We start from the raw sequence: 26,348 nt of genomic DNA, 5'->3' as shown, positions 1-26,348 counted from the left end.
GATGACGATCAGCACGGTCTCAAAACCGCATGAGCGGCTGGCGGAAATTCTCGCGGGTGAAATGGACGCAGTAAATGAACTGATCCGAACCCGCATGGCGTCCGAGCACGCCCCGCGTATCCCGGAAGTAACGGCGCATCTGGTCGAGGCGGGCGGCAAGCGTTTGCGCCCGATGCTGACCCTGGCCGCAGCGCAACTGTTTGGCTATCAGGGCAGCCACCATGTACGGCTGGCAGCGACTGTTGAATTCATCCATACCGCCACCTTGCTGCACGACGATGTTGTGGACGAAAGCGGCCAGCGACGCGGACGTCCCACCGCAAACCTTTTGTGGGACAACAAGTCCAGCGTTTTGGTGGGCGACTACCTGTTCTCGCGCAGCTTTCAGTTGATGGTCGAAACAGGATCGCTGCGCGTGCTTGATATCCTGGCAAACGCGTCAGCGACGATTGCCGAAGGTGAAGTCCTGCAAATGACAGCGGCCACCGATCTGGGCACCAACGAAGCGATCTACTTGCAGGTTGTACGCGGCAAAACGGCGGCATTGTTTTCGGCCGCGACCGAAGTGGGCGGTGTCATCGCCGGTGCGGCAGAAGAGCAGGTTCAAGCCCTGTATGACTATGGTGATGCGCTGGGGATCGCCTTTCAGATCGCGGATGACCTGTTGGATTATCAGGGCGACAGCACTGCGACCGGCAAAAACGTCGGTGACGATTTCCGCGAACGCAAACTGACCTTGCCCGTAATCAAGGCCGTCGCGCAAGCAACCCCAGAAGAACACGCATTCTGGGAGCGTACGATTGGCCGTGGCCGTCAGGAAGACGGTGATCTGGACCACGCGCTTGGGTTGATGGCCAAATACGGCACGCTGGACGCCACGCGCTCGGATGCGCTGGGATGGGCGAATAAGGCCAAAGCGTCGCTCGACATTCTACCCGACCATGAAATTCGCACGCTGCTGCGCGATTTGGCGGATTATGTGGTGTCTCGCCTCAATTGAGCTGAACCGCGCGACACCACCAGTCGGGATAGGCTGCGCCAATCTCGTAGGCTGCGTAATGGGCCGCCTTCATACTGGGATAGAGCGCAAAGCACGTCGACCCTGACCCTGACATCCGAACAAGCAGAGCCTCCTTGGTGGCGGCAAGTTCATCCAGAACCCGACCAACCTCGGGTGCAAGCTCCTTGGTCGGGCCTTCAAGATCGTTTCGTTGATCGCGCAACCATGTGGCACAGTCCTCAGCGGCGGCAAAGATCGGTATATCATCCGGCATGGGGTCGTTGTTGCGGCTATCCAGTGCAGAGAAGACGGCCCCTGTGGGAACCTCAACGCCCGGATTGACCAAAAGGGCTGGCATTTGTGGCAAAACAACCGGTGTCAGCCCGTCGCCAATGCCGCGCATTCGGCTGGCCTGCGCAGCAATGCAGACGGGGATATCCGCGCCAAGTGACAAAGCGATCTCATCTGGAATGCTGCCGCCCTGATCGCCAACCATGCGCAAAGTGGCCGCGGCATCGGACGATCCGCCACCGATCCCGCCACCGTGCGGCAGCACTTTGTTCAGGTCGATATGCCCTGCCCAACCTGCGGCTTTGGCCGCTTTCCAAACCAGATTACGGTCATCCGCAGGAACGCCCGCCGCATGCTCACCTGTAACCGTGATCGACAGGTGATCTCCGCGCGTGAAGCGCAGCGTGTCACCCACATCCGCAAATACCACCAGTGAATCCAGCAGGTGATACCCGTCGGCCCGTCGACCGGTCACATGCAGAGTCAGGTTGATCTTGGCGGGCGCGAAAGCCTCAGCCTTCATTTGCGACCTTCAAAGGGTCAGCCCCCTCTTCGGCCAGAACTGCATCCAGCCCGATCTCTAGCTTGCGGCGAATTCGGCCCGGGTCGGCTTCACCATCCGTATCATCTGGGTCAATAAAGGACAGGGCACGCTTCCACTGGAATTCAGCCTCGCGCGCGCGTCCGACGGCCCAATAGACATCCCCCAGATGGTCGTTCACCACGGGATCCACCGGCATCAACTCAACAGCGCGCTCCATATGCTCAACCGCTTCGTCATAGCGTCCGAGACGGAACAGAACCCAACCCAAGCTATCCACAATGTAGCCGCTGTCAGGCCGCGCGGTGACAGCGCGTTCGATCATGTTCAATGCTTCGTCCAGCTTTTCGCGCCGCTCAACCAGCGAATACCCCAGATAGTTCAACACCTGCGGCTGATCCGGGTTCAGTTCCAGCGCCTGCCGGAAATCGGCCTCGGCCTGATCCCAGTTCTTGAGCCGCTCGTGCGAGATGCCACGCGCGTAATACAGGAACCAGTTTCCCCCGACACCGCCTTCAATCAGTTCGATGGCCTTGTCATAGGTTTCCACCGCATCAGCATAGTTCTCCTGCCGTCGCTGAAGATCGGCCAACGCAACATGAACGCTGGGCAGGTTCGGACTTTGGGTGGCAAGGGTCTGCAAGACTTCGGCGGCCGCATCGGTTTTACCTGCGCGGCCAAGCACCTCGGCGCGGCCCAACTCGGCTGCGTGATAATCGCTGCTTTCGGCAGGCACTTTGCGATATGCCTCAACTGCCAGATCATATTGCTCGAGCTCGTCCAGCAACTCAGCGCTCAGCAAAATTGCGTCAACGTGGTCAGGCCGTAAGAAAGCTGCGGTTTGTGCGTAAAGCAGAACGTAGTTCTCCGCCGCCTCGGTGCTGAGCGCAGCCCCCACGGAAAAGAACACTTCTGCCATGCCGTCCTGCGCCGTTCGCACATGCGTGAAGGGCAGGGTTTCTTCCGCTGTCAGGCGCGCCTCATAGCTTTCGATGGATGGGTCGCTGCCAGCGGCAAACACGTCATCCAGAAAGGCCAGCGCATCCTGGTTGCGATCAAGCTGTGACAGCACCTCAACCCGTGCCAGTGCCGCACGTCGCGTGAATTTAGCAACCGCCCCTTCGTCGGCTGCAAAAATCGCTTCGGCCCCTTCGAAATCCCCGACCGAGGCCAATGCCAGCGCCTTGTGGTAAAGCGCGAATTCCCGCAGTCCTTCCTGTGTCGCCACCTGATCGAACTGATCCATCGCTTTGGTCATGGACCCCTGACCAATGTGGGCCCATCCCAGCATCAAACCGTCGACCAACGGTCCGACGCCCTGCGTTTCGGGATCAAGTGCCAACAACTCGTCCAGCTTGTCATCCGCAACAAGGTTGGCGGCGATAACCATCCGAGCCGCCTGACTGGGAAGGTCCATTTCAACAACTGTGCGGGCCACAGGCTGAGCGCGCTGCAACTCGCCCAGCGACAGCCTGGCAACAACGACGCTTTCCAGCAGCTTGTGGTTTTCGGGGTCAGCGCGCAGGGCCTGAGCAAAGTAACGCTCGGCTGCGGTATAATCGTTCTGGAAAATCGCCTGACGCCCGGCCAAATATGGCCCGGACCCGGTATCCGAAAAAGCCGGAAACGTGACTGACGAAGAAAGCAGCGCAACCAGCGCTGCGCGACGGAGGAGGGAAGCCACCAAAATCCTGCCTTGCTATTGTTTACTGACCAACAAGCTAGGACTTTGGTAGGTAAGAGGCAATGGCAGAGCCTTCACGACCCTGCCAGTGCCCGTCTTTTCGCTTACATGTTGGGATAGTTTGGCCCGTCACCGCCCTGTGGCGTGGTCCAGGTGATGTTCTGGCTGGGATCCTTGATATCGCAGGTCTTGCAGTGAACACAGTTCTGGAAGTTGATGACGAATCGCGGTCCGTTCTCATCCTCGACCATCTCGTACACGCCTGCCGGGCAATAGCGTTGCGCCGGTTCGTCGAACTTGGGCAGGTTGACATTGACCGGAATCGCCGGATCGGACAGCCGCAAGTGGCAGGGCTGACTTTCCTCATGATTGGTCATTGCAAACGAGACATTGGTCAAACGGTCGAACGACAGCACGCCATCGGGTTTGGGATAGTCGATGGGCGTGTGCTTGCTGGCCTCTTCGGTTGCTTCGGCATCGTTCTTGCCGTGACCCAAAGTGCCAAACAACGAAAAGCCCAGCGTGTTGGTCCACATGTCCAGACCACCAAAGGCAAGAGACGCCGTCAGGCCCCATTTCGACCACATCGGTTTGACGTTGCGCACCTTCTTCAGGTCGCTGCCGATGGCACCGTCGCGCACGTCGGCCTCGTAAACAGTCAGCTCATCGCCCGCACGGTCGGACTTGATCGCGTCAAACGCGGCCTCGGCCGCGGCTTTACCCGACAGCATCGCATTGTGGTTACCTTTGATGCGCGGCACGTTGACCATACCCGCCGAACAGCCCAGAAGCGCCACGCCCGGCGCGACCAGTTTCGGCATCGACTGATAGCCGCCTTCGGTGATCGCACGCGCACCGTAAGCCACGCGCTTGCCGCCTTTCAGCAACTCGGCCACCATCGGGTGATGCTTGAAACGCTGGAATTCCATGTAGGGATACAGGTGCGGGTTCTTGTAGTTCAAGTGGACCACAAAACCGACGTAGACCTGATTGTTTTCCAGGTGATAGATGAACGACCCGCCGCCTGCGTTGCTGCCCAGGGGCCAGCCCATCGTGTGCGTGACCGAGCCTTCCTTGTGCTTGGCCGGGTCGATCTCCCAGATTTCTTTCATGCCGACGCCGTATTTCTGCGGCTCTTTCCCGGCTTGCAGATCGTACTTGGCGATGACTTCCTTGGACAGCGACCCGCGCACGCCTTCCGACAGGAAGACGTATTTGCCGTGCAGTTCCATCCCCGGCTCGGTGTTGGGGCCATATGAGCCATCGGCTTCCAGACCAAAGACACCGGCGACCACGCCTTTGACTTCGCCGTTCTCGCCGTAAACCAGCTCGGAACACGCCATGCCGGGGAAGATTTCCACGCCCAGCTCTTCGGCCTGTTCAGCCATCCAGCGGCAGACATTGCCCATCGACACAATGTAATTGCCGTGGTTGTTCATCAGTGGCGGCATCGGCCAGTTGGGGATGCGGATCTGTCCCGCCTCACCCAGCATATAGAAGTTGTCCTCTTCGACCGGCGTTTTCAGCGGCGCGCCTTTTTCTTTCCAGTCTGGGATCAGCGCATCAAGGCCACACGGGTCAAGAACCGCACCCGATAGGATATGCGCGCCCACTTCCGAGCCCTTTTCCAGAACCACAACATTCAGGTCCGCGTCCAACTGTTTCAGACGGATGGCCGCCGACAGGCCCGCGGGGCCTGCACCCACGATCACCACATCGTATTCCATCGCTTCGCGTTCAATCTCGGCCATCGCGGGCTCCTTAGCTAACTTTCCGAATTGGCGCTTTCACTGCGTGGTCTGCGCAATTTTGTTTCACGGGTGATTACATGGTCACAAAGACCTTGGTCAATCAAAACACGGCGTAACATTGCTGCAATGCGGCAGTTATGCCTCGGGAGAGTCCCCCATCAGATACCTGGGACCGCTACCATAGGACTTGGCACGGTCATCCGGGTTGTAAAGCGCGCATTTCGGCAGGCTTAGGCACCCGCAACCAATACAGCCGTCCAGATTGTCGCGCAGTCGTGTCAGTGTCTCGATTCGCTGATCCAGATGGGTCCGCAACCCGACACTGATTTTCTGCCAATCCTTAGGGGTCGGGGTCCGATTGCCCGGCAAGCCTGACAACACTTCACGGATTTCGGGCAAGGTCAGGCCGAACTGTTGTGCGATCATGACAAAGCTCAGCCGACGAATATCGGCGCGTTGATACCGTCGCTGCCCGCCCGCATTCCGCCAAGGCGCGATCAGGCCCTGCGCCTCGTAATATCGAATGGCCGAAACTGCCAACCCCGTACGCCGTGCAAGAGCGCCAATTGCAAGCCCCTCAGATACCGCCATTTTATCCTCATAAATATCTTGACCTAAAGTTAGGTTTAGAAATTACGGTGAGTCGGGACAAGCTTCAAACTTAATAAGGAGTTCCCATGATGGCGACGCTTGAACACACAAACTTCACGGTCCGCGACCCTCAGGCTTCGGCCAAGTGGATGCACGATGTCTTTGGCTGGAAAACCCGCTGGGAAGGACCGGCGATCGCGGGCGGATATACGGTCCACGTGGGCAGCCCGCACACCTATCTGGCACTTTACGCACCCAGCGATCCCAAACCATCAGGCGAAAGCAGCTATGACATCATTGGCGGGCTTAATCATGTTGGTGTTCTGGTCGAAGATATCGACGAAACCGAAGCCCGGGTTGTCAAAGCCGGGTTCACGCCAAAGTCGCACGCGGACTACGAACCCGGTAAACGGTTCTACTTTGATGACGAAAACGGCATAGAATTCGAAGTCATTAGCTACGACTAGGCTGTAATCCGCAGGTTGGGCGGCTTCGCCCCCTTGCATTTCCCGCGCCATTTGGGTCAGGTAATTGACGACCCATCAATTCGCCCCGACGCTTGTCTCATGCGGCGGGGCGAAACAATTTTATGCGTGGACGAAAAGAACATGGAAAAAATTCCGATGACGCCCGCGGGCAATGCCGCGCTCGAGGCGGAACTGAAAAACCTCAAGTCGGTCGAGCGCCCGGCGATCATCGAAGCCATCGCCACGGCCCGCGAGCTTGGCGATCTGAAGGAAAACGCCGAATACCATTCGGCCCGTGAAAAGCAGGGCTTTATCGAAGGCCGCATCAAAGAGCTGGAAAGCATCCTGTCGCTGGCAGATGTGATAGACCCTGCCAAGTTGTCGGGCGCGATCAAGTTCGGTGCAAAGGTCACGCTTGTCGACGAAGACACGGATGAGGAAAAGACCTGGCAGATCGTGGGTGAGTATGAGGCCAATATTGAAAACGGCCTGCTCAACATCAAATCCCCCATCGCCCGCGCCCTGATCGGCAAGGACGAGGGTGACAGCGTCGAAGTCCGCACCCCCGGCGGTGTGCGCTCTTATGAGATTTTGAACATAGAATACGCCTGACCGGAGCGGTAACCATGTCCGAGCCCACGCCAGAGCAGGAAGACGAACGGCCGACCGCACTGGGCATATATGACAAGCCTGCAACGTCGTCAGTGACCGAAATCGAGATTGTCGCGATCGCGCTCAGCGTGATCTGGCTGATCGTGTCGGTCGTGTTTCTGGTCCTGCCCGGCAAGGTGGAAGGCGGCAGCTTTGTCGTCACCTTGCTGGCTGTCTTCATGCCCGTCGCGATGATCTGGGTTGCGGCCACGTCGATGCGTGCCAGCCGGGTCATGCGCGAGGAAAGCGCCCGGCTGCAAACCGCCATTGACGCGATCCGGCAGGCTTACGTGGTGCAACAACAGCGCGCCGCCAGCGGGTACGAACCCGCCGTTACCAAGAAACTGGATGAAATCGCTCAGACCGCAAAAAAGACCGAAAGCGCACTGGCAACCTTTTCGACCCAGCGCACCGAACCCGCGCGTAGCACAATCAACAGTGGGACAGGGGACCAAACTTCGCTGGAGCTGGGCACGCAGGCCGACGAGATTGCCCCGCGGCTGAGCACGGATGTCTTTATTCGCGCGCTGAATTTTCCCGAGACACAGGAAGACACCGAAGGCTTCGACGCGCTGCGGCTGGCCCTGAAGGATCGAAAAACGGCGCAGTTGGTGCAGGCGTCACAGGATGTTCTGACCCTGCTCAGTCAGGAAGGCATCTATATGGACGACCTGCGCCCCGACATGGCGCGACCAGAGGTGTGGCGGCAGTTCGCCCAAGGCGCGCGCGGTCGCGCCGTTGCGGCATTGGGCGGAATTCGCGACCGATCGTCCCTTGCACTGACAGCTGCACGCATGAAGCAGGACCCGATTTTTCGGGACGCGGCACATCATTTCCTGCGCCGGTTCGATCACATGATTGTCGAGTTTGAACCGGATGCCAGCGATGCCGATCTGACCGCGCTTGGTGATACGAGAACCGCGCGGGCTTTCATGCTTTTGGGGCGTGTGGCCGGTACGTTCGACTAAAGCCCGAAACTGCCATAGGGAATAAACCGCACCGTGTCGCCCGGCTGAATGTGGCGGGCACCGTCCTCGATCTCGACCAGACCCTCCGCCCAGCTCAGCCCGCTGATCCGACCGGACCCTTCCGAGGCAAAGACTTCGACTCGGCCCCCGCGAACACGGCCGCGCAGGTATTCACGTCGTCCGGGTTTCTTGTGTTTTTCAAACGCGGCAGGAAGATCAAAGCCCTGCGGCGTCGACCAGCCCTCGCCCGCCAAAAGACCAAGCGCTGGCCGTGCAAAAATCAGCGTGCAGACCAGCGCCGCCACGGGATTACCCGGCAGGCCGAAAACAGGGGTTTCCTTCCACATCCCAAGCGCCAGAGGGCGCCCCGGCTTCAATGCAATCCGCCATTCCTGCATCGCACCGGCCTGTTTCAACAAGGCTGACACGTGATCTTCATCCCCCGCCGATGCCCCGCCGCTTGTCAGGATCACATCCGATTGCCCGGCTGCAAGATCCAACCTGTCCTTTAGGATCGCACGGTCATCGGGGACACGCCCCAGATCAACCGCTTCGAATCCCATTTTCCCGATCATCGACAAAAGCATCGGGCGGTTGGCGTCGAAAATCTGACCCGGCCCAGCGATGTCGCCGGCTTCAATCAGCTCATCGCCTGTCGACAGAACGGCAACGCGCAACTTGCGGCGGACCGTCACCTTGGCAATCCCTATCGCCGAAAGAAGCGCAAGGTCTGCCGGGGTCAACCGTCGCCCGGCGTGCAAAACCGTATCGCCTTCGTTCACGTCCTCTCCGGCGCGGCGGGCGTTTGCGCCTTTCCTGAGCGGGCCGTGAAAGGCGATATGGCCATCCTTGACGGTGACGTCTTCCTCGAGAACGACAGTGTCCACGCCCTCGGGCAAGGCGGCGCCCGTCAAAACCCGCAGGGCATGGCCCGAGGCCACCCGCCCCTCAAAGGGTATCCCTGCCGCTGCACGTCCATCTTGCAGGGGCATCACCTGCGGCCCTTCCGGGGCAGCGCCAGAAAACCCATACCCATCCACGGCGGAATTCGGCTGCGGCGGGTTTGAACGCAGCGCCTGAATATCTTCAGCCAGAATTCGCCCCTCGGAGTCCGAGACCGGAGTCGTCTCAGACCCGGTCACACCTGTCAGCCTGTCCTGTAACAGGGCCAGGGCATCATCCACCGGCGTCCAGCTCACCCCGGCGGGCAGCGCAAAACAATCGTTGCTCAATGGGGGCGGTGCGATGTTCGGTTTGCTCATAACCCGACTTCCTGCAGGATAAAATCTGCGATGGCCTTTGTGTCGTTCAGGTCGAAAACGGGCACATTCAGGTCCATCAGGGTATCGCTAGCCACGGCGCGGATCGTGTCATTCTCCTCCGCCAACAAGCTATTACCGGGCTCGGCCCTGAAAGCTTCGATCTTGGGATGGGCTTCACGTTTGAAACCTTCGATCAGAACCAGATCAACCGGGGTCAGTCGGGCGAGAAGGCTTTTCAAGGACGGCTCGGGCGCTCCGCGCAATTCCTGCATGATGGCGATCCGTTGGCCCGAAGCCAGCAAAACCTCATTGGCGCCGGCGGTACGATGGCGATAGCTGTCGGTGCCCTTCTGATCGACATCTACACTGTGATGCGCGTGTTTGACGGTGGAAACGGAAAATCCGCGCCCGCTGATTTCCGCCACCAAACGTTCCATCAGCCCGGTTTTACCTGCGTTCTTCCAGCCGGTGACGCCATAAACTCTCATGCCTGCGCCAACAATTTCTGCGCCCGGTCCAGATCATCCGGCGTGTTGACGTTGAAGAAAGGATCAAACGGATCAACAGGAAACAGCGCCTCGCGCCCCGCATGTTGATCCGTCCACAGCACGACTTTGCGCAAACCACCCTGCAAAGCCGCGCGCAGGTCGTCACGCAACGCCACGGGCCACAGTCCAAATGTCGGATGCCGGTTGATCTTTTTGCCACCCCCGGATTTCAGGGTCTCATCCCCCGTGCGCGGTGTGGTTGCAAGAACCAGCGGGTTGGCCTGCCCTTCTGCTGCCTCGGTCAGGCGCACAACCAGATCGCGCGGAAAGAACGGCGTATCGGCGGCGGCAGTAACGATACATTCGGCACCCTGTTCAGCCGCCCAGTCGAGCCCGGCCAGAACGCCCGCGAGCGGGCCTGCAAACCCTTCGATCGTGTCGGGAACAATCGGCAGGTCGTACCCACCAAACCGGGTCGGATCGCCATTCGCGTTCAGCGCCAGATCAGCCACCTGCGGGCGCAACCGGCCAATCACGTGATCCAGCAAGCTTTTGTCGCCAATTTTCAGCAGGCCCTTGTCTCCACCCCCTATCCGGGTGGCCAGACCGCCTGCAAGGATAACGCCGAGAGGTTTGTTCATTCCTGTACCTGATTGGGATCAGTCGCTTACAACCTTGTAAATCGAACTCAGTTCAATTGGAACGCGGTTGGATAAAGGTTGTGTAAAACAAATAACCACATGATCAACGTTCCCACCGACAAAAACGACGTTGCGGAAACGATGTGCGCGGCCAGTTGCGGTTCCTGATCATAGTGCTTGGAAAGCAGAAAGATGTTCTTGGCGGTCGGAACCGCCGCTGAAACCGTTGCGGCGATTGTCCAAAGTGGGTCCAGACCAATCAGATGCGCCGCCAGAAGCACCAGCCCGGGCGCAGCGATCAGCTTGACCAGTGTCAGAAGCAGGATCAAAGGCCCCGTTTGAATAATCGTCCGCACGCTGGTCGTGAAGCCGATTGCAAACAGCGCAACCGCGGCCAAAGCTTGGCTCAGAAGTTCAAGGTAATCGGATACCGAGTCCGAAAACCCGATCCCGGTGAAGGAATACGCGACCCCCAGCAATGTGGCCGCGATGATCGGATTTTTCAGCACGTTCAGGAAAATCCTGTAGATTGGTGTCTTGGCGCTGGCCTTATGTCCAGCCGAGCTTTCTAACACGGTCGTCATGACCAAAAGCATCAAGGCGACAACCAAATTCGCCAACACAGCCGGTAGCGCACCCTTGGCTCCGAAAATCGCGTGTAGAACGGGCAACGCAACTAAAGCCGTGTTCGAGGCAACCCCGGCAAAGGCCGCGACGGTGGCAGAACCGGTCTCAAATCCCGTGAAACTTTTCAATCCTGCGAAAAGCAGCACAAACAAAAGCAGCAACGTCCCGCCGTAAGACAGATAGAACCCATAATTAAGAAGATTTTGGAACTCTTCCTGCCCGATCAGATAGAACATGATGGCCGGGATCAGGACATAAACCGCAAACTGGACCAGCGCGTCAGACGTGTCCTGGCCCAAAAGGTTCGTCCAGGAAAATACGTATCCGGTCAGGATTACCGCGAAAACCGGCGCGATAAGATTGATCAGTTCCATGTTGCCATCAGGTGGGAATTCACCTGCGCTTCTGTTTACCCTGCCCCATCCTAGGGCATATCCGGCGGAAATCGCAGAATTATTTACAAAGGGTCCAATTCTAGCCCAATGCACTTTTCCTTTTGTGCTTTTTCTCTTCAACCGGAACGGTTGCCGGGTCCACGTCCCGCACCAGCCGATTTTCACCGGCCAGACACACGAAACGCTGCCCGCGCATCCGACCGATCAGCGTCAATCCAACCTCGCGCGCGATCTCAACGCCCCAGGCAGTGAAACCCGAACGGGATGCCAGAACAGGAATACCCATCATCGCCGTCTTGATCACCATTTCCGAGGTCAAACGACCGGTGGTGTACAGGATCTTGTCCTCTGCCGCTTCGCCCTCGGACAGCATCCAACCGGCGATCTTGTCGACCGCGTTGTGCCGACCCACGTCCTCCATATAAACCAGCGGACGGTTTTCCCGGCACAACACCGTGCCATGGATCGCACCCGCCTCAAGATAGAGCGAGGGTGTGCGGTTGATCTTGGCCGCCAGATCATAAAGCCACGATGTGCGCACGGTGACCTGAGGCAAGCGCACGTCTTCGAGACCCTCCATCATATCCCCAAAGACGGTTCCAACGGCGCAGCCACTGGTTCGGGTCTTTTTCTTGAGCTTATCCTCATAAGACGTCTCGCGCGCCGTGCGGACAACGACGGTTTCCAGATCTTCATCGAAATCGACACGGGTAATCTGGTCGTCAGGCAGCAGCATGCCCTGATTGCGTAGAAAACCCAGCGCCAGATATTCGGGGTAATCGCCAATGGTCATGGCGGTCACGATTTCCTGTGAGTTCAGGAAAATCGTCAGCGGACGTTCTTCCACCACTGAAATCTGGCTGGCTTCGCCGTTCTGATCCACACCTTCGACGGCACGTGTCAGGCGGGCCGCCCTGGGGTCGGGGGCGATGATGTAGTCTGACAGGTTCTGTTCCGTGGCCAATTGCAACCCTTTCCCAAGACCGCTACTGCTGCGATCAACACCATAGGATTTAGCCATGGCAGACACCACATCCAAGTCATACTTCTGGAAAGGGTTTCGGGACGGGACCCCGTTTATCTTTGTTGCGATCCCGTTCGGCACACTGTTCGGCGTGTTTGCGACCGAAGCAGGCTTGAACATCGTCCAGACGATGGCTTTCACCTCAACCGTTTTTGCCGGGGCCGCCCAGTTTGCCGCCCTGCAACTGCTGCAAGATCAGACCCCGACCGCGATCATTCTGGTATCCGCCTTGGCGGTGAACCTGCGCATGGCGATGTACTCGGCCTCATTGACGCCGTTTCTGGGCGCGGCCCCGATGTGGCAGCGTGCTTGCGCGGCCTATCTAACTGTCGACCAATCCTATGCCAGTTCGATCGTTCAGTTCGAGAAAGAGCCAAACATGAGCGTCCCGCAACGGATGGCCTATTTCGTCGGCTCGGTCACGCCGATCACACCTCTTTGGATACTGGCAACCTACCTCGGCGCGGTTCTAGGTACGCGTATTCCGGAAAGTTGGGCACTGGATTTTGCCCTGCCGATCACATTTCTGGCGATGATCGGCCCGATGATGCGCACCCTGCCCCATGTGGTGGCGGCACTTGTGGCGATCATTGTGTCCCTGCTGACGGTGGCGATTCCGTTCAATCTGGGCCTGCTGATCGCCGGGTGCGCCGGCATGATCGCAGGCGCGCAGGCCGAATTGATGGCCGAACGCAGAAAGGCCGCCGCATGACACAGCCTGATCCTGTCACTATCTGGACCATCATCATCGGGCTTGCCATCGGCAGCTATGCCCTGCGCTTTGTCTTTATCGGCCTGGTCGGAGATCGCCCGATGCCGCCATGGTTGCTGCGCCATCTGCGCTATACGGCCGTGGCAATCATTCCTGCGCTGATCGCGCCGTTGGTCGTCTGGCCCACGGCAACAGGCGGTCAACCCGACGCACCGCGCATGGCAGCGGCGGCTGTGGCCATAACTGTCGGACTATTCACCAAGAACGTGATCGCGGCCATCTTCAGCGGGGCCGCAACGCTTTACGGGCTGCTCTACCTATTGGGCTGAGTCAGCCTCCAACTGGTTCAAACGCGCATTGTTGAAGGCGAGACCGGTTTGAAGATCGGCGTCGTCGTTTTCCCGGTATTCAGCGGTTTGAACACCCGGTAGCTGGGCAAACTGGTCCGACAACTTGACGGGATAGAACGTGGTTTGGATCTGCTCGAATCCCGGCACCTGCTGCAGCAACTGGGCCGTCGAATTGGCACAAAACGCACCCGCAACCGGCCCCGACTGCTTGGCAAGCTGCAGGGCAATCTCGGCCTGTTGGGAGGTCACTTCGACAGTTTGAATGCGCGCATAATGCGTTTCGCGCGCGTGGCTGCTGCGATAAGCGCGTTCCACATTCGGGGTAATGCCGTACAGGACGTCGTCCTTGATCGGCACCACATCCGCCCTGAATGATCCGGCGGGGTCAAAGATTACCCGCTCGCTGCCGCTGATCATCAGCGACGTATGGGCACCTGAACCCGTCCGGGTGCTGATCATTGTATAAAGGGTCAGGGTCGACGGCCCCGGATCGCGATAGGACCGCGCCGAAATTTCAGCCAAATCCGCCTGCGGACGCTGTGACCCAGCGCAACCCGCAAGTGTCACAGCCAGCAGGCAGGCAATCAAAACCCTGATCACGGCCAACCCCGTTTTTCGGATTTAAGCGGCAAAGACCGCCAGGAAAAGGCAGAGGAAGGCGATGGCAACCACACACCATGTGGTCGCTTTGATGAACCCGTTGAAGGTTTTGGTTTGGACGGTGATGTCCATTTCGCCGTGCTTGTGTTCAGCCATGATTGTCAGAATCCCAATTCGCGTGTTTGAGATGTTGGATAATCGAAAATCCCGGGCCTGTCACCACGTCATTCGCGCGCAGGGGTCAGGGGTGGAAACACCGAACATCCCGGATAGCCGAACCCCCAGCGCCACGGAAGCCCGGAACACGGAGCTCCGCCAAATCGGACGGCTGCGTGCATTGCCTCGGCGGTCACGGAGTGCGCTAGGCGAATCTGATCCGGCGTCATGTCATAGCGCTGTGCGTAGCCATCGGCGTGGTCTTCTCCGTGCTGTTTGACACAGGCGCGCAAGGCGCTGTCCGCTGCCACGCGTGCCTCGAAACTGTCATCGGCCGTAAGCGCGCCACCGGCATTATGATAGGCGCGGTCATGGGTGACGCAGCATCCCTCCCACGGCGGGTGGGCTTCGTAGAGCGCGCTGAACTTGGGAAATGTATCCGCAACAAAACGCCAGCTTGCCGACAGGCCGCCCGAACAGCCATCTGTTTCAAACGGCGTCAAGGCGGCCTCGTCCAATTGCGCGACCAAGGCGCGATGCGCGGGCATTTCGATGCTGCGCAGGACATCCTGCGAATGCGCAGGTGATGCGATCAGCCCCACCGCAAAAATCAGGTTACGGGCTGTCATCTCGCATCGCCTCTGTGTCTATTGACAGACCAAACGCGTTGGCCAGCCACAGCACCAACCGCTCACCCGGCCCCATTTCGGCACGTGCGCGCAGAACTTCGTTTGCCATAGCGGGGCGGTCTGTGATCAGCCCGTCCACGCCCATCGACGCCATCGCAGACATCTGCAGCGGATCATTGACCGTCCAGACATAGATGTCCTTGCCCGCCGCCTGAACCGAACGCACCAGCCCCGGCGTGGCCATCGCAGCATTTACAGCGACAAAATCCCCTTCAAGCCCTGACAGATCACCGATTGCGGTGGCCGCAAGAACCCCGGCGCGCCAGTCCGGGCGCAATTTCTTCATCTTTTGCACGGCCGGATACTTCAGCGACATCGTGGCGATGTCGTCCTGCATATCGAATTCCTCGACCAAGGCCGCCACGCGGTTTTCCAGATCAACGTCGTGACCATAGTATTTCAATTCGATGATGACCTTGGACTTGCCCTTGGCCGCCGCCAGCACGTCGCGCAGGGTCGGGGTGCGTTCTTCCGCGTATTCGGGGTCAAACCAACTGCCGATGTCGATCTCGGCCACCTCTTCCATGGTCACATCCCAAACCTTGGTGGGGACGCCCGCCAGTTTCATGAAATCGCTGTCATGAGCAACGATCACCACATCATCCGCAGTTTCCTGCACGTCGATCTCGACCCAGTCGGCGCCGTCCTCGATCGCCTTCAGGACAGCCGCCATCGTGTTTTCCGGCCGCAAGGCCGCGGCCCCGCGGTGGCCAATGACCTCGGCCCGGTCGGGGGCCTGTACCTGTTCCAAAAGATGCTGACCAAACCACAGACCGATCAGCACCGCGACCACAGCGCCGCCGACTGCGGTGAACAACGGCACCCGCAGGCTGCCGGGTTCGGGGTGTGGAGGCTCATCCGTCCTGATTTCAAAGAACCTGTCCAGAACCACGGCCAATGCGCCCAGCGCGGTCGCTGCCAAAACCAGCCCCGCCAGCGACCATAACCCGGCAATCAAAAGGCTGTAGGTCAATGCCAGGCGCAGGTTCGAGCTGTCCTGAAGTGGCACGATGGCGAACAGCACCCCGGCAACCCATGCAATCAGCGTCGCAATCAGCAGCCGCACTATCAGCCACACCGCAAGTTCGATCTTTAGCTGCCCCCGTTTCCCTTCCATCCTTTCGGTGCTGAGGGCGAAGGTCTCAGCCGGGCGCACCTGTTCGAACAGAACCAGATGCAACGACAGCGCCCATCCCGACAATCTACGGATCAGAACCCAGGTCATGACCAGCAAAACAGCCCCGATCAGAACCACGGCCACCCAAAAAGAGGGCGGTTTGAAAGTCAGGTAATAGTTGATGTCATATTCCGTCAGTGTCCACCAAGCGATCAGGGCAGACACCGCAGCGAAGGGCAAAACCAACAGCAAGACCCGCAGAACAAACCGCACCGCGAAGCCAAACAGCGCTGGAAGGCTCGACAAAATCAGGCCAATGGCAGCGCTTCCTGCGCGCCATGGGTCAGATTCCCCCATCCGCAGCGATCCCGTCATGACAGAAAATACGAACACTTCGGCCAGCAGAAACAGGCTCAGAACGGCGACAGCGACCAAAAAACCGGCCGGAGATAGGACAAAGGCCGCGATGTCCTGATCCGTCAGCGCCGTCTGGCTGGACAGTGAAACTGCAAGGTTCGCGGCAATCGCCAGCCCCGGTGTGATAAGCGCGATCAAAAGCAGACGCACCACGAAATAGATCGGAACAAACACGCGGCGGCGCGCCCATGCGCCTTTGTAGGCATTTGTAACGGCTGAGAAACTTGTCACCTGACGCCCCCCTGAATGATCCCTTCATTCAAGGCCGCGCCGTCACGAATTGCAAGTCAGGCGATCAGCTTTCTTCCAGATTAGCCGCCAGCCGGAACCCGATGCGATTTGCGGGTTTGTCTTCGACCGATTTCGGCAGGGCGCGCAGCATCACGTTCAATTGGCTCACATGCTGCACAAGCTGGGTTCGCGCACCAGTCGCGTCCGAACCGTAGAAAGTGAGGACATCGGGGTCAAAATACCCCATCCCTTCGATCCGCATTACACCCGCATCGCCGCCGGTAAAGCCCATCGCGATCTCGTGGTCGCTGTCCAATGTCTGCTCAAAGTTCTGGATGTACAGGATCAGACGCTCATAGGCCCATTGCGCAGGGCTTTTGGTTTCTACGGGCGTCTTCAACGGGTCGGGCAGGTCTTTTGCACCGGATTTCGCATCGGGGTTGGAATGAACCTCGTAACATCGGGGAAGAGCCGCGGATTCTGCTGCCTCGGCCGAGGTTTCGATCTTGTCCATACCTTTACCCTTTGCGCTGAAACTCCCACGCCCCGTCCGCGCGGAGCGTCCGGGTGACAGCACCAATGTGGTAAAGATGGTTGAGATGTGCAACCGACTCAACCAAAGCCAGCCCGTACTCACCCTCGGAAATCTTGCGTTTGAACAGCGGAAGGAAACAGTCGGCGGCGGTTCTGGGCGTGTCCAGATAGTCGCGCAGGCGATCCAGTGCACTGTGGTGGTTTTCGATCAACTGCTTCATCCGTAGTGGCAAACCGGTAAATGGCAGCTTATGCCCACCCAGCGCCAGTTGGTCAGGCCGGGCCAGACCTTGCAGACGCTCGCACGCCTCCAGCCATTCAGCGACCGGGTCCGCCATCGGTTCGGTGACAAAGACGCCAAGGTTGGGACTGATCGAACTGAGAATCTGATCACCCGTAATCACCAGATTGTCGTCGCGGCTCCAGAATGTGGCATGTTCGGGTGCGTGGCCATTGCCCATATGCACGACCCAGTCGCGACCACCCATGCGGATCACGCCATCCTGCTTGATCCGGGTAAAGCCCAAAGGCATCGGATAAACCGTGTCGCAATAGTTAAAGGGCCGCTCGGTCAAGCGCTTGGCCAGAATGTCCGGCGCCATGCCAGCGCTGCGATAATAGTCCAGCGTTTCCTGCGGCCAGTTTTCCTGCACATCCAGCGTCAGCATTCGCGCGAACAACCACGCCGTGCGGGTCGTGATCAGTTCCGCGTCGTGTTCGGATTGAAACCAACCTGCATTGCCGATGTGATCCGGATGATGGTGGGTGACCACCACGCGTTTGACCGGCTTACCCGCCAAGGGGCCAGCCATCAGGGTTTCCCAGATGGCACGGGTCTTATTCGACGAGAATCCGGTGTCGATCAGCGTCCATCCATCACCGTCATCCAACGCATAGACATTGACATGATCCAGCGCCATGGGCAGCGGTAACCGCATCCACAGAATACCTTCGGCGACCTCGATCGCTTGGCCCGTAGCCGGAGGCTCGGGCCATGGATAGCGGATCGCCAAAGAGGTATCGCCGTCCATCAGGCTGCCAGTTCGTCCGCGCTGAGGGCATAGACATCGTCCGCGCCGTTCTGCGCCTGCGCCAGAAGACCCGCGAATTCAGGCAGCAGCGCATTTACATAGTAGCGCGCCAGCTTAAAGCGGGGGCCTTCCGGTTCCGCCAGAGCCGCCTTGAGGTGATAATGCCCACCCAGAACACGCGCGAAGGCGTGCAGATAGGGCACCGCACCGGCGAAACGGGTATTCATGTCGGTCTGCGACACAAGCCATTCGGTAGCTTCACGCAGGCTCTCGGTGGCTTCCCAGACAGGTCCGGCCAATTCGGGCATAGTCGCGCGCGCTTTTTCTGCGTGATCTTCGATTTCGTCCAGAAGGCGGCTGGCCGCTTCGCCACCATCCATCATCTTGCGGGCAACAAGGTCCATGGCCTGAATGCCGTTGGTGCCTTCGTAGATCGCAGTCACACGGACGTCGCGGTAAAACTGTGCAGCTCCGGTTTCTTCGATGAAGCCCATGCCGCCATGCACCTGAACACCGGTTTCCGAGACACGCATACCGGTTTCGGTGCCGAACGCCTTGCAGATCGGGGTCAGCAAGGCCGCACGCGCGCTCCATTCCGCGTCACCAGTGGCATCGGCCATGTCGATCGCAGCCGCGTTTGCCAGCATGATCGAGCGCGCAGCAAAAGTGTCGGCCCGCATCGCCATCAACATCCGGCGCACATCCGCGTGGTCGATAATGGTCCCGGACGGTGTCTTGCCCTGTTTCCGTTCCAAAGCGTATTGCACCGCGTGCTGATAGGCACCTTCCGCAGCACCCACTCCCTGACCGCCAACGCCCAGGCGCGCGTTGTTCATCATGGTGAACATCGCGGCCATGCCGCCATTTTCCTTGCCCACAAGCCAGCCCTTGGCGCCGTCATACTGCATTACACAGGTCGGCGACCCATGCAGGCCCATCTTGTGTTCCAGCGAAACCACTTTCAGGTCATTGGCCACACCGGGGTTTCCACTCTCGTCCGGCAGGTATTTTGGCACCAGAAACAATGAGATACCTTTTGTGCCCGGCACTCCATCGGGCAGACGCGCCAGAACCAGATGGCAGACGTTTTCGGCAAAATCGTTGTCACCCCACGAGATATAGATCTTCTGACCTGACACCGCATATGTGCCGTCGCCATTGGGTTCCGCTTTTGAAGTCAGCGCGCCAACGTCCGATCCGGCCTGCGGTTCGGTCAGGTTCATGGTGCCCGACCATTCGCCTGCGATCATCTTGGGCAGGTACAACTCTTTCAACTCATCACTGGCGTGATGTTCCAGCGCCTCGATCTGGCCCTGTGTCATCAAAGGGGCCAGTTGCAGCGACAGACAAGTAGCAGCCATCATTTCGTTTACTGCTGTGGTCAAAGTCATCGGCAGGCCCATGCCACCATATTCGGGGTCCGCGCTCATCCCGATCCAACCGCCTTCGGCAATCGCTTTCCAGCCGTCCGCATAGCCCGGCGAGGTGCGCAGCACGCCGTTTTCCAGACGCGCGGGTTCCAAATCACCGGGGCGTTGAAGCGGTGCCATAATCTCTTCGCACATCTTCCCGGCCTCGGTCAGGATGGCGCTGACTACGTCCTCGCTGGCTTCCGCGAATTTTTCAGTCGCAGCGATCTGGTCAAACCCGATCGCGTTTCGTAGCAAAAATTCATAATCAGCGATTGGCGCGCGGTACGGCATGTCTTCCCTCGGAGTTGTTTCGTTCGGTTTAATATGGCGGGGTTGGAAATTCCACCGCCGACCTATATGCATCTGGGTTTGAACGATTACGTAGCTTTACCAATGTTACACGCAATCAAAACGCAGCGTCACCGCCAATGAGTCCTAACGGCACACGGGAATATACCGCGACCCCCAGCGGAATAGCGCAGGCTGCGGACCTGTTACGGCAGGGGCTGTTGGTCGCCTTTCCGACCGAAACGGTTTACGGGCTCGGCGGAGATGCCCGAAATGGCGAGGCCGTGGCCAGCATTTACGCCGCCAAGGGACGCCCCAGTTTCAACCCGCTGATCGCGCATGTTGCGTCTGTCGAAGCCGCTCAGCGCTTTGTTGAATGGTCCGATCTGTCGGAAAAGCTGGCGCGAGATTTTTGGCCCGGTCCGCTAACATTGGTGCTGCCCTTGCGCCCAGACCACGGCATCTCTTTTCTGGTGACCGCCGGGTTGGACACGCTGGCCGTGCGAGTTCCAGCGCATCCCACGGCACGCGCGCTGCTGGGTGCGTTTGACGGGCCAGTTGCGGCGCCTTCGGCCAACCCTTCGGGTCAGATCAGCCCGACCACGGCCGATCACGTGCGGGCCGGGCTGGACGGTCGCATCGCCGCCATTCTGGACGACGGGCCCTGTGGTGTGGGATTGGAATCCACCATCGTCGGGTTGGCTGGCGCCCCGGCCCTGCTCCGCCCCGGCGGAGTGGCGCTGGAACAGATCGAATCCGTTCTGAACACTAAACTGCATCTCCACCTGCCGGGGGACCCGTTATCCGCGCCGGGGCAATTGCAGTCGCATTACGCCCCGGACGCACCTGTTCGGCTAAACGCCTGCGAAACGCAGGGCGACGAAGTTCTGCTGGGGTTTGGGGCGGTCGAATGCGATTTGAATCTGTCGCCGGACGGAAACCTGACCGAGGCAGCGGCCAATCTGTTTGCCGCGCTGCACAGCCTTAACGAGACAGGCCGGCCCATTGCGGTATCGCCGATCCCGGATCACGGTTTGGGTGTGGCTATCAATGACCGGCTCCGCCGCGCAGCCGCCCCGCGCGATAGCTGATCAGGCGCGCCCGGCGCTGGCCGACAAAGTCAGAGGGTCCACACCCAGCGTTGCAAGTGCAGCTTCCCATTTCTCATCATCAGGAACGTCGAACACAAGACGCGACGACGCCTCGGTCGTCAGCCAACCGTTTCGGGCGATCTCGTCCTCAAGCTGCCCCGGCCCCCAGCCAGAATAGCCCAGCGCCAGCGTGGAATTCAAAGGCCCCTTCCCCGAGGCAAGATCTTCAAGCACGTCCAAAGTGGCGGTCATGCTGAAATCGTCCGAGATTTTCATCGAATGCAGGTTCGCGTCGTAATCCGAACTGTGCAGCACAAATCCACGGGACATTTCGACCGGACCTCCGAAATGGACCAGCCGCTCGCCTATGATCGGGATCTCGCAGGCGATATTTAGCTGTTCAAGCAGGGCTTTGATCCGCAGGTCCGACGGTTTGTTCACAATCAGCCCCATGGCACCGTCTTCCCCGTGGCTGCACATATAGACCACCGAATGATCAAAGCGCGGATCCCCCATGCCGGGCATGGCAATCAACAGTTTTCCGGTCAGGTCCATAAAATGCCATCTCTTGCTGAGTACCCTTCAACAATGACCTTGGGGGACTTGGATTGGCAAGAGATCAACGCAGATTTCCGCGGATTTCATTCTGGTGACCGGAACGTGACTTGGATTCTGGCCCAACTCCGCGCATGTATTGGGTATGAAAGTAAACGGGACATTACCTGCGGTCGCATTGACCCTGAGCTTTTTGACATCCGGGCCAGCTTTGGCTCAGGTCACAGGGTCGGTGGTCGAACTGGACGTGCTGGATGGGGGTCGCACCGCGCAGGGCACCTATCTGGGGGCTATGCGTTTGACCTTGCAGGAAGGTTGGAAAACCTACTGGCGCGCGCCCGGAGATGCCGGAATTCCGCCTCAGTTTAACTGGAGCGGCTCGGACAATGTGGGCGATATATCCTTTACATGGCCTGCGCCCTCGGTCTTTGATCAGAATGGTTTAAAATCTATCGGATACCAGGATCAACTGGTTCTTCCCGTTGAAATCACACCGAAGAATGCCGCCAAACCCGTTCGCTTGCGGGGAACAATGGATTTGGGCGTCTGCAAGGATGTGTGCATCCCCGAGCAGTTGGGCTTTGATCATACGCTAAATGCCGATGCGGGTCGCAATCCCGCAATCGCCGCCGCGCTTGCGCAGCGCCCGTTTTCCGCGAAAGAGGCGCGCGTGGCGCACACCAGTTGCCGTCTGACACCCACGTCGGACGGAATGCAGATCGAAGCCCGCGTCACCATGCCCTCGGCCGGAGGGCGTGAGATCGCCGTGATCGAACCCGGCAACCCGATGCTGTGGGCCTCGCCCCCGGAAACGGAACGCCAGGGTGACACGCTGGTTGCCACGTCTGAGGTAATCAGCGAATCCGGCGGTGCCTTTGCGCTGGACCGATCCGAGATTCGGATTACCGTTTTAGGCGCGAGCCACGCGGTTGATATTCAGGGGTGCAGCGCAGGCTGACAGGCATGACGCAAACTCCCAAAATCGGCGCATTGGCCGTCGTCGTCCATAACGAACAGGTTCTGTTGGTCCAGCGCAGCAAACAGCCCGACGCGGGACTTTGGGGTTTTCCCGGCGGCCACGTGGAATGGGGCGAAACTGTTCTTGAGGCCGCGCAACGGGAATTGCGCGAAGAAACCACGGTCATTGCCGAGCCTTTGCGATATCTGGATAATCTGGACCTTCTTCGCCGGGACGCGCAAGGCGCGGTGCTGTCGCATTACCTGCTGGTCGGTGTCGCCTGTGCATACCGCTCAGGAACCCCTATTGCCGCAGACGACGCGCGGGATGCGCGCTGGTTTCCTTTGGCTCAAATCCGTCGCGGCGAGCTGGCCATGAGCGACCGAGTGCCTGATTTGCTGGAAACCGCGCTAAACCGCGATTAGGCTGGCCGCCCTTTCAGACGTACATACAGCAGGCTGGACAATGTGACGGAAAGCAGAAGGATCAGCACCGCCCCGGCAAAGAAGGCGCCAAGCCCCATCTGCAATACAGCGAGTCCATCCTCACCGGCATAAAGTCCCGACAGCGGTCCAAACGGTATGCCGGTCACGGCTGGCAGAACCATCGTCACGCCAAGCCACAGCAACATGACCAGCCCCGTCACAGCCAGCGCACCGCGCACGACACGGTCCGGTGCCCGCAGCCCCCTGCGCATGGCAGTCATCGGGCGCGACAGGTCATTTAGAATGGCCAGCAGCGCAGGAACCAGCAGCAGAACCAGCAGCATCCCGAAGGCCAGCCCGTAGACCAGAGTAATAACCGTCGGCTTGAGGAATTGCGCCTGTTGCGACCCTTCATACAAAAGCGGCGTGAGTCCCAGAACAGTAGTCAGCGTCGTAAGCATCACCGGCCGCAAACGGTCTGCCGTTCCTTCAATGATCGAAGGCACAAGCCCACGCTCTTGCCGGTAAGCGTCGATGGTCGTCACCAGAACAATCGAGTCGTTGATGATGATCCCAGTCATCCCCAACAACCCCACTACTGTGAACATGCTCAGCGGCACGTCCCAGACGTAGTGCCCCCAAATCGTTCCGACCAAGCCAAACGGTATGATCGCCATAACGACCAGTGGTCGCGTCCAACTGGCGAAGACCCAGGCCAAAACAAGGTAAATCCCCGTCAGGCACAAAATCAGACCAGTCCGCGCCTCGGACAGGAATTCATCCTCCTGTTCACTCAGGCCTGCCATCGTCCATTCGACCTGACGCTCCGAGGCGATGCCAGGCAAAATCTCTTCCTGCATCGCGCGGGCGATTTCGGCGGCCCGGGCGGGGTCATCCTCGGAAATGTCGCCATAGACCGAGACCACACGTAGGCCGTTTTCACGCCGCACGGTCGAGAACCCGGACTTTCGCTGTACGGACACGATATCGGCCAAGGGTACATAAACGCCGTCTGGCGTGCGCATCAGCGTTCGCTCAAGGAAGTCGGCGGTCAGTTCCCCCTCGGGAAGTTCCACGCGAATCTCGGCGCTTCGGGGACCATCGGGGAAGGTGGCGGCCTCAATACCGTTCAACCGGTCGCGCAGAACCCGACCAAGCGTTTCGATCCGGAAACCCAGCGCCTGCCCCTGCGCTGTGAGATCCAGTATGAACTCTTCCTTGTCATATGCCAGATTATCTTCAAGGGCCGAGACTTCGGGGTATTTCGAAAGTTCGGATTGCAGATCTTCAGACGCGGATTTGAGCGTATTTACGTCCGCGCCATAAAGCTGAACGTCAATCGCATCACCACCCGGACCGGACCGCCAGCCCCGGAAGCTGAGGATTTCCACCTTGGGATGGCGCGGAACAAAGTCCTGTAGCTCGCCCACAAATTCAAAGCTGGAATAAGGGCGCAGATCGGCGTCGATCAATTCAATCGAAATCCCGCCCAACAGGTCCGAATCCTTGCCATCCGCTGCCGACAGACCGCGCCCCGCGGTGCCGCCAACTTCGGCTAGCACATATTCGATGGGATTGCGCCCATGGCGTTCTTCGTAAATCTCGCCCAGTTCTTCGGCTGCGCGTTGGACCTGCTGCATCATTGCCAGTGTATCGGCGCGGGTCGCGCCCTCGACCATGATGAAATTGCCTGTGATCGAGCCGCGCTCTGGCGCGTTGAAGAACCGCCAGTTCACGTCGCCCCGAATGAAAAGCGCGATCTGGCTGGCCAGAAATACGATCATGACCGCAACGACGACATACCGCGCCCAGATTGCCCATGCGATCAAGGGCCGGAACAAAGTGTCCCGGACCCAACGGAACCCCCGATTTACCACCCGGTTAGGCAAGTCATACCAATGTTCCTTGGCCGAATGCGCGATTGCGTGGGCCATGTGGTTGGGCAGGATCAGAAAACACTCGATAAGCGAGGCGATCAGGACCGCGATGACAGTAAAGGGGATATCGCGGATCAGCTCTCCGAACCGCCCGCCAATGGCAGTTAACCCGAAAAAGGCGATCACAGTTGTCAGGGTCGCGGCAAAGACAGGCATCGCCATGCGCCGCGCGGCGCGTTCGGCAGCGATCATGGGGGCCTCGCCCAGCCTTCGCGCCCGGAAATCCGCGTGTTCGCCAACAACAATCGCGTCATCGACAACGATGCCAAGCGTAATGATCAGGCCAAACAACGAGACCATGTTGATCGAAAGCCCGCCTATATACATGAAGGCGATGGCCGCAGACATGGCCACCGGAATACCCGCCGCAACCCAAAAGGCGATGCGCGCGTTCAGAAACAGGAACAGCAGGCAAACGACAAGCCCCAGCCCGACAAGCCCGTTGTCGATCAGAATATCCAGACGGTTGGTAATCGCCTGCGCCCGTGTGCGGATCAACTCAACCGTCACGCCTTCGGGCAGGCTAGCCTGCATCTCGGCAACCACATCTTCGACGGTATGCTGAATTTCAATGGCATCCCCGAGGTTCGAGCGGTCGACCCGCACGGACATGGCCGGGTTTTCGCCCACGTAATAACTGCGGTTCCGGTTGACGCCCTCCACCCGGATCACGGCGACATCGCCAATAAGAAGTTTTGAGCCGTCCTCGAAATTGCGGAGTGGAATGCCTTCGATTTCCTCTGGCGTCCGCTTTTCGGTGCCGGTCCGAATGCGCGCATTGGCTCCGGTAACATCACCTGCTGGATTCGCCGTTACTTCGGCAGCGATGGCCGAGGCGATCTCGGACAGGGTGATATCATTTGCGATAAGCTGCGCTGTCGGAACTTCGACCACGATACGAGGGGCCGCAAGGCCACGGATCGTCGTCCGCGTGACACCCACGGCGAACAGGCGGTTGATCAACTCATCGGTGAACTTGGCCAGATTGTCAGGCGCGACAGGTCCTGTGACCACCACATCCGTAACTCGGTCGCGCCACCCGCCGCGGCGTATAGTCGGTTCGTCGGCGTCTTCCGGCAGGTTGGTCACACCGTCGACGGCGGTTCTGACATCCTCCACGGCGCGGGACATGTCCCAGTTGGGCTCGAACTCCATCCGAATACTTGCCCGCCCCTCGCGCGAGGTGGTTTCGGTACTGGCCACCCCCTCGACCGCCAACAGCGCAGGTTCAAGAAGCTGAACGATGCCATTGTCCACGTCTTCGGGACCGGCCCCGTCCCACGCGACGTTCACATCGACGCGCTCAAGAATGACATCGGGAAAAAACTGCGCGCGCATGTTCGGGATGGCCGCTGCCCCCAGAACAAGCATGACAAGCAGCAAAAGATTGGCGACCGTCCTGTGCTGGGTAAAGTAGCTGAGAACGCCGCCTGCCGCACCGGGTATGTCGCGCATCATCGGGCC

General features: G+C 59.2%; 27 protein-coding genes. 9 read left to right on the top strand and 18 right to left on the bottom strand.

All coding sequences use genetic code 11. From position 1 onward, the window contains the following. Window position 1 precedes the first annotated feature (1 nt). Window positions 2-1,000, top strand: a complete 999-nt coding sequence (locus tag GOX73_RS08075; RefSeq protein ID WP_171124389.1) for a polyprenyl synthetase family protein — start codon at window positions 2-4, stop codon at window positions 998-1,000. Here GOX73_RS08075 and GOX73_RS08070 read toward each other — a convergent pair. The 4 genes from GOX73_RS08070 to soxR all read right to left on the bottom strand — a co-directional run bounded on the left by GOX73_RS08070 (window position 993) and on the right by soxR (window position 5,858). Next, window positions 993-1,814, bottom strand: coding sequence for a 4-(cytidine 5'-diphospho)-2-C-methyl-D-erythritol kinase (locus GOX73_RS08070; protein WP_171124387.1), 822 nt, complete (start codon window positions 1,812-1,814; stop codon window positions 993-995). The two genes, GOX73_RS08075 and GOX73_RS08070, sit on opposite strands and share 8 nt — an antisense overlap. Then, window positions 1,804-3,519 (bottom strand): tetratricopeptide repeat protein, encoded by a 1,716-nt coding sequence (locus tag GOX73_RS08065; RefSeq protein ID WP_174825613.1) that lies wholly within the window; start codon window positions 3,517-3,519, stop codon window positions 1,804-1,806. Before GOX73_RS08065 ends, GOX73_RS08070 begins: the two co-directional genes overlap by 11 nt. A gap of 101 nt (window positions 3,520-3,620) precedes the next feature. Continuing rightward, entirely contained in the window at window positions 3,621-5,267 is a 1,647-nt protein-coding gene (locus tag GOX73_RS08060; RefSeq protein WP_171124383.1) for an electron transfer flavoprotein-ubiquinone oxidoreductase, read from the bottom strand. A gap of 135 nt (window positions 5,268-5,402) precedes the next feature. Further along, window positions 5,403-5,858 carry a redox-sensitive transcriptional activator SoxR gene (gene soxR, locus GOX73_RS08055; protein WP_171122641.1) on the bottom strand — a complete coding sequence of 152 codons (456 nt, stop codon included), beginning with the start codon at window positions 5,856-5,858 and terminating at the stop codon, window positions 5,403-5,405. 86 nt (window positions 5,859-5,944) lie between these two features. Between soxR and GOX73_RS08050 the strand changes: the two genes are divergently transcribed. The 3 genes from GOX73_RS08050 to GOX73_RS08040 all read left to right on the top strand — a co-directional run bounded on the left by GOX73_RS08050 (window position 5,945) and on the right by GOX73_RS08040 (window position 7,944). Further along, window positions 5,945-6,325 carry a VOC family protein gene (locus GOX73_RS08050; RefSeq protein ID WP_171122643.1) on the top strand — a complete coding sequence of 127 codons (381 nt, stop codon included), beginning with the start codon at window positions 5,945-5,947 and terminating at the stop codon, window positions 6,323-6,325. A gap of 141 nt (window positions 6,326-6,466) precedes the next feature. Beyond that, window positions 6,467-6,937: a transcription elongation factor GreA gene (gene greA / locus GOX73_RS08045; RefSeq protein WP_171122645.1), complete on the top strand. Its 471-nt coding sequence runs from the start codon at window positions 6,467-6,469 to the stop codon at window positions 6,935-6,937. A gap of 14 nt (window positions 6,938-6,951) precedes the next feature. After that, the gene (locus GOX73_RS08040; RefSeq protein ID WP_171122647.1) at window positions 6,952-7,944 is read left to right on the top strand and encodes a hypothetical protein; all 993 of its coding nucleotides are present in this window, start codon (window positions 6,952-6,954) and stop codon (window positions 7,942-7,944) included. On the opposite strand, the gene glp is transcribed toward GOX73_RS08040, so the two are convergent. The 5 genes from glp to GOX73_RS08015 form a co-directional block, all read right to left on the bottom strand. After that, window positions 7,941-9,206, bottom strand: coding sequence for a gephyrin-like molybdotransferase Glp (gene glp, locus GOX73_RS08035; protein ID WP_171124381.1), 1,266 nt, complete (start codon window positions 9,204-9,206; stop codon window positions 7,941-7,943). The two genes, GOX73_RS08040 and glp, sit on opposite strands and share 4 nt — an antisense overlap. Beyond that, on the bottom strand, window positions 9,203-9,694 hold the full coding sequence (gene mobB, locus GOX73_RS08030; RefSeq protein WP_171122651.1) for a molybdopterin-guanine dinucleotide biosynthesis protein B: 492 nt from the start codon (window positions 9,692-9,694) through the stop codon (window positions 9,203-9,205). The genes glp and mobB overlap by 4 nt, the downstream gene beginning before the upstream one ends. Then, window positions 9,691-10,335, bottom strand: a complete 645-nt coding sequence (gene mobA, locus GOX73_RS08025) for a molybdenum cofactor guanylyltransferase MobA (protein WP_171124378.1) — start codon at window positions 10,333-10,335, stop codon at window positions 9,691-9,693. Before mobA ends, mobB begins: the two co-directional genes overlap by 4 nt. Window positions 10,336-10,382: 47 nt before the next feature. Further along, the gene (locus GOX73_RS08020) at window positions 10,383-11,336 is read right to left on the bottom strand and encodes an AEC family transporter (protein ID WP_171124376.1); all 954 of its coding nucleotides are present in this window, start codon (window positions 11,334-11,336) and stop codon (window positions 10,383-10,385) included. A 100-nt stretch (window positions 11,337-11,436) separates the two neighbouring features. Continuing rightward, the gene (locus tag GOX73_RS08015; RefSeq protein ID WP_254429140.1) at window positions 11,437-12,378 is read right to left on the bottom strand and encodes a formate dehydrogenase accessory sulfurtransferase FdhD; all 942 of its coding nucleotides are present in this window, start codon (window positions 12,376-12,378) and stop codon (window positions 11,437-11,439) included. Here GOX73_RS08015 and GOX73_RS08010 point away from each other — a divergent pair. Both GOX73_RS08010 and GOX73_RS08005 read left to right on the top strand, forming a co-directional pair. Continuing rightward, window positions 12,377-13,093 (top strand): AzlC family ABC transporter permease, encoded by a 717-nt coding sequence (locus tag GOX73_RS08010; RefSeq protein ID WP_171124374.1) that lies wholly within the window; start codon window positions 12,377-12,379, stop codon window positions 13,091-13,093. The two genes, GOX73_RS08015 and GOX73_RS08010, sit on opposite strands and share 2 nt — an antisense overlap. Beyond that, window positions 13,090-13,422 carry an AzlD domain-containing protein gene (locus GOX73_RS08005; RefSeq protein WP_171122659.1) on the top strand — a complete coding sequence of 111 codons (333 nt, stop codon included), beginning with the start codon at window positions 13,090-13,092 and terminating at the stop codon, window positions 13,420-13,422. The genes GOX73_RS08010 and GOX73_RS08005 overlap by 4 nt, the downstream gene beginning before the upstream one ends. Here GOX73_RS08005 and GOX73_RS08000 read toward each other — a convergent pair. From GOX73_RS08000 to GOX73_RS07970, 7 genes are all read right to left on the bottom strand, one after another. Further along, on the bottom strand, window positions 13,411-14,043 hold the full coding sequence (locus GOX73_RS08000) for a hypothetical protein (RefSeq protein ID WP_171124373.1): 633 nt from the start codon (window positions 14,041-14,043) through the stop codon (window positions 13,411-13,413). The two genes, GOX73_RS08005 and GOX73_RS08000, sit on opposite strands and share 12 nt — an antisense overlap. 21 nt (window positions 14,044-14,064) lie before the next feature. Then, on the bottom strand, window positions 14,065-14,199 hold the full coding sequence (locus GOX73_RS07995; RefSeq protein ID WP_171122663.1) for an aa3-type cytochrome c oxidase subunit IV: 135 nt from the start codon (window positions 14,197-14,199) through the stop codon (window positions 14,065-14,067). Between the two features lie 68 nt (window positions 14,200-14,267). Next, window positions 14,268-14,828: a hypothetical protein gene (locus GOX73_RS07990; RefSeq protein ID WP_171124371.1), complete on the bottom strand. Its 561-nt coding sequence runs from the start codon at window positions 14,826-14,828 to the stop codon at window positions 14,268-14,270. After that, window positions 14,815-16,653, bottom strand: coding sequence for a glycerophosphodiester phosphodiesterase (locus tag GOX73_RS07985; RefSeq protein WP_171124369.1), 1,839 nt, complete (start codon window positions 16,651-16,653; stop codon window positions 14,815-14,817). Before GOX73_RS07985 ends, GOX73_RS07990 begins: the two co-directional genes overlap by 14 nt. Window positions 16,654-16,717: 64 nt before the next feature. Further along, entirely contained in the window at window positions 16,718-17,167 is a 450-nt protein-coding gene (locus GOX73_RS07980) for a DUF6173 family protein (RefSeq protein WP_171124366.1), read from the bottom strand. A gap of 4 nt (window positions 17,168-17,171) precedes the next feature. Then, complete coding sequence (locus GOX73_RS07975) at window positions 17,172-18,218, bottom strand: MBL fold metallo-hydrolase (RefSeq protein WP_171124364.1); 1,047 nt, start codon at window positions 18,216-18,218, stop codon at window positions 17,172-17,174. Further along, window positions 18,218-19,921, bottom strand: a complete 1,704-nt coding sequence (locus tag GOX73_RS07970) for an acyl-CoA dehydrogenase (RefSeq protein WP_171124362.1) — start codon at window positions 19,919-19,921, stop codon at window positions 18,218-18,220. Before GOX73_RS07970 ends, GOX73_RS07975 begins: the two co-directional genes overlap by 1 nt. A gap of 137 nt (window positions 19,922-20,058) precedes the next feature. Here GOX73_RS07970 and GOX73_RS07965 point away from each other — a divergent pair, with 137 nt between their 5' ends. Beyond that, the gene (locus GOX73_RS07965) at window positions 20,059-21,009 is read left to right on the top strand and encodes an L-threonylcarbamoyladenylate synthase (protein ID WP_171124360.1); all 951 of its coding nucleotides are present in this window, start codon (window positions 20,059-20,061) and stop codon (window positions 21,007-21,009) included. On the opposite strand, the gene GOX73_RS07960 is transcribed toward GOX73_RS07965, so the two are convergent. Continuing rightward, a complete protein-coding gene (locus GOX73_RS07960) occupies window positions 21,010-21,564 on the bottom strand; it encodes a YqgE/AlgH family protein (protein WP_171124358.1) in 555 nt (184 codons plus the stop codon). 145 nt (window positions 21,565-21,709) lie between these two features. Here GOX73_RS07960 and GOX73_RS07955 point away from each other — a divergent pair, with 145 nt between their 5' ends. Both GOX73_RS07955 and GOX73_RS07950 read left to right on the top strand, forming a co-directional pair. Further along, window positions 21,710-22,522 carry a protein-disulfide reductase DsbD domain-containing protein gene (locus GOX73_RS07955; RefSeq protein ID WP_171124356.1) on the top strand — a complete coding sequence of 271 codons (813 nt, stop codon included), beginning with the start codon at window positions 21,710-21,712 and terminating at the stop codon, window positions 22,520-22,522. Window positions 22,523-22,527: 5 nt separating this feature from the next. Continuing rightward, entirely contained in the window at window positions 22,528-22,947 is a 420-nt protein-coding gene (locus GOX73_RS07950) for an NUDIX hydrolase (protein ID WP_171124354.1), read from the top strand. On the opposite strand, the gene GOX73_RS07945 is transcribed toward GOX73_RS07950, so the two are convergent. Beyond that, window positions 22,944-26,342 (bottom strand): efflux RND transporter permease subunit, encoded by a 3,399-nt coding sequence (locus GOX73_RS07945; protein WP_171124352.1) that lies wholly within the window; start codon window positions 26,340-26,342, stop codon window positions 22,944-22,946. The two genes, GOX73_RS07950 and GOX73_RS07945, sit on opposite strands and share 4 nt — an antisense overlap. Between the last annotated feature and the right edge of the window lie 6 nt (window positions 26,343-26,348).

It is taken from the genome of Ruegeria sp. HKCCD7221 (assembly GCF_013031225.1).
In the GTDB taxonomy this organism is placed as follows: Bacteria; Pseudomonadota; Alphaproteobacteria; order Rhodobacterales; family Rhodobacteraceae; genus Ruegeria.
Note: the sequence above shows the minus strand (reverse complement) of the source record. Positions and strands in the feature narration are given on the sequence as shown.

Excerpts from the sequence above, each read along its gene's own strand:
- GOX73_RS08075 (WP_171124389.1), top strand. The coding sequence starts at position 2 with ATGACGATCAGCACGGTCTCAAAACCGCATGAGCGGCTGGCGGAAATT.
- GOX73_RS08070 (WP_171124387.1), bottom strand. The coding sequence starts at position 1,814 with ATGAAGGCTGAGGCTTTCGCGCCCGCCAAGATCAACCTGACTCTGCAT.
- GOX73_RS08060 (WP_171124383.1), bottom strand. The coding sequence starts at position 5,267 with ATGGCCGAGATTGAACGCGAAGCGATGGAATACGATGTGGTGATCGTG.
- soxR (WP_171122641.1), bottom strand. The coding sequence starts at position 5,858 with ATGGCGGTATCTGAGGGGCTTGCAATTGGCGCTCTTGCACGGCGTACG.
- GOX73_RS08050 (WP_171122643.1), top strand. The coding sequence starts at position 5,945 with ATGATGGCGACGCTTGAACACACAAACTTCACGGTCCGCGACCCTCAG.
- greA (WP_171122645.1), top strand. The coding sequence starts at position 6,467 with ATGGAAAAAATTCCGATGACGCCCGCGGGCAATGCCGCGCTCGAGGCG.
- GOX73_RS08040 (WP_171122647.1), top strand. The coding sequence starts at position 6,952 with ATGTCCGAGCCCACGCCAGAGCAGGAAGACGAACGGCCGACCGCACTG.
- glp (WP_171124381.1), bottom strand. The coding sequence starts at position 9,206 with ATGAGCAAACCGAACATCGCACCGCCCCCATTGAGCAACGATTGTTTT.
- mobB (WP_171122651.1), bottom strand. The coding sequence starts at position 9,694 with ATGAGAGTTTATGGCGTCACCGGCTGGAAGAACGCAGGTAAAACCGGG.
- mobA (WP_171124378.1), bottom strand. The coding sequence starts at position 10,335 with ATGAACAAACCTCTCGGCGTTATCCTTGCAGGCGGTCTGGCCACCCGG.
- GOX73_RS08020 (WP_171124376.1), bottom strand. The coding sequence starts at position 11,336 with ATGGAACTGATCAATCTTATCGCGCCGGTTTTCGCGGTAATCCTGACC.
- GOX73_RS08010 (WP_171124374.1), top strand. The coding sequence starts at position 12,377 with ATGGCAGACACCACATCCAAGTCATACTTCTGGAAAGGGTTTCGGGAC.
- GOX73_RS08015 (WP_254429140.1), bottom strand. The coding sequence starts at position 12,378 with ATGGCTAAATCCTATGGTGTTGATCGCAGCAGTAGCGGTCTTGGGAAA.
- GOX73_RS08005 (WP_171122659.1), top strand. The coding sequence starts at position 13,090 with ATGACACAGCCTGATCCTGTCACTATCTGGACCATCATCATCGGGCTT.
- GOX73_RS07995 (WP_171122663.1), bottom strand. The coding sequence starts at position 14,199 with ATGGCTGAACACAAGCACGGCGAAATGGACATCACCGTCCAAACCAAA.
- GOX73_RS07990 (WP_171124371.1), bottom strand. The coding sequence starts at position 14,828 with ATGACAGCCCGTAACCTGATTTTTGCGGTGGGGCTGATCGCATCACCT.
- GOX73_RS07980 (WP_171124366.1), bottom strand. The coding sequence starts at position 17,167 with ATGGACAAGATCGAAACCTCGGCCGAGGCAGCAGAATCCGCGGCTCTT.
- GOX73_RS07975 (WP_171124364.1), bottom strand. The coding sequence starts at position 18,218 with ATGGACGGCGATACCTCTTTGGCGATCCGCTATCCATGGCCCGAGCCT.
- GOX73_RS07970 (WP_171124362.1), bottom strand. The coding sequence starts at position 19,921 with ATGCCGTACCGCGCGCCAATCGCTGATTATGAATTTTTGCTACGAAAC.
- GOX73_RS07965 (WP_171124360.1), top strand. The coding sequence starts at position 20,059 with ATGAGTCCTAACGGCACACGGGAATATACCGCGACCCCCAGCGGAATA.
- GOX73_RS07960 (WP_171124358.1), bottom strand. The coding sequence starts at position 21,564 with ATGGACCTGACCGGAAAACTGTTGATTGCCATGCCCGGCATGGGGGAT.
- GOX73_RS07955 (WP_171124356.1), top strand. The coding sequence starts at position 21,710 with ATGAAAGTAAACGGGACATTACCTGCGGTCGCATTGACCCTGAGCTTT.
- GOX73_RS07950 (WP_171124354.1), top strand. The coding sequence starts at position 22,528 with ATGACGCAAACTCCCAAAATCGGCGCATTGGCCGTCGTCGTCCATAAC.
- GOX73_RS07945 (WP_171124352.1), bottom strand. The coding sequence starts at position 26,342 with ATGATGCGCGACATACCCGGTGCGGCAGGCGGCGTTCTCAGCTACTTT.